Here is a 1,259-nt window from a genome sequence, read left to right on the forward strand (position 1 = left end):
GGCCACCGCCGCGACGAGCCTGGCCGTCACCGCGGCCGGGGCGGTGCTGGGCATCCTGCTGGCCCGCCTGCTCGGACCCGCCAGCCGCGGCGCCTACGCCATCGTGACGTCCTACGCGCTGGCCGCGGCCGCGGTGGGCGAGTGCGGCCTGACCGCGGCGATCTGCTTCTTCGTCGCCCGGCAGCCGGGGCGGGCCCCGGACGTCGTACGCACCGGCGGGGCGCTGTTGCTGGCCCTCGGCGTGGCGGTCGGCGCCGGCGGATACTTCGCCGCGCCGCTGGTCCTGCCGCACGATCCCGCGGCGGCCAGGGCCTTTCGGATCGTCTTCGCGGCCGAGCCCGTCATCTTCGTCTCGGCCTGCTGGGTCTTCGCGCTGCAGGCGACCCGGCTGGCGGTGTGGAACCTGATCCGGGCCGTCCAGCCGCTGCTTCAGCTCGTCGGCGTCGGGCTGCTGGCGGCGACGGTCGGGCTCACCCTCGGTGCCACGGTGGCGTGCCTGCTCGTCTCGATCGCCGTCCAGGCGGCGCTTGCCGCGCTGCTGTGGCGCCTCGACATCCACACCCGCGGCCGGATCCGGCGGCACGACGCCCGCCGGCTGCTGCGTTACGGCGCCGGGGTGTTCCTCTCGGCGGTGCCCTACCTGCTCAGCGCCCAGCTCGACATTCTCGTCCTCGCCCTGCTCGTCGAACCCACGCAGGTCGGCTACTACGCGGTCGCCGTGTCGATGAGCCTGATCAGCCAGCCGATCTGCGTCGCGTTCGGCAACGTCGCGATGCCCCGGCTGGCCCGCCAGCCGGCCGCGGCCGACTCCGGTGGCGTGCCCGCCGGCCCACGACGGACCGCGATGATCGCCGTGGGGGCGAGCCTGTCCTGCGGGATCGTCGCCGCGGCGGCGATGAGCGCGCTGGCCCCGGTCGTCGTCCCGGTCGTGCTCGGCGCGCGCTACGAGCCGAGCGTCCACCTGCTGTGGCTGCTCGCGCCGGGGGCGGCCCTGCTCGGCTGCAACCGGGTCACCGACGACGTCCTGCGTGGCCTCGACCGCGCGCTGACCGTCGCACGCTGCGAGGGGGTGGGCAGCGCGCTCACCGTGGTGGGCCTCGCGGCGCTGGTGCCGCTCCTCGGCATCGAAGGGGCGGCGATCGCGTCGACCGTGGCCTACACGGCGTCGTTCCTGCTGCTGTTCCGCGCGGTGCTGCGCGCGGTCGACGTGCCGGCCCGCACGGTGCCGGCGCGGGCGTACGGGCTGCTCGCGGCACGCG

1 protein-coding gene is annotated in these 1,259 nt (G+C 75.9%); it reads left to right on the top strand.

Going from position 1 to position 1,259, the window contains the following annotated elements; all coding sequences use genetic code 11:
* The coding region (locus tag ND748_RS32275) for an oligosaccharide flippase family protein (protein WP_251750056.1) at positions 1-1,259 on the top strand (1,259 nt) is incomplete at both ends.

Source organism: Frankia sp. AiPs1, from assembly GCF_023716945.1.
Taxonomy (GTDB): Bacteria; Actinomycetota; Actinomycetes; order Frankiales; family Frankiaceae; genus Frankia.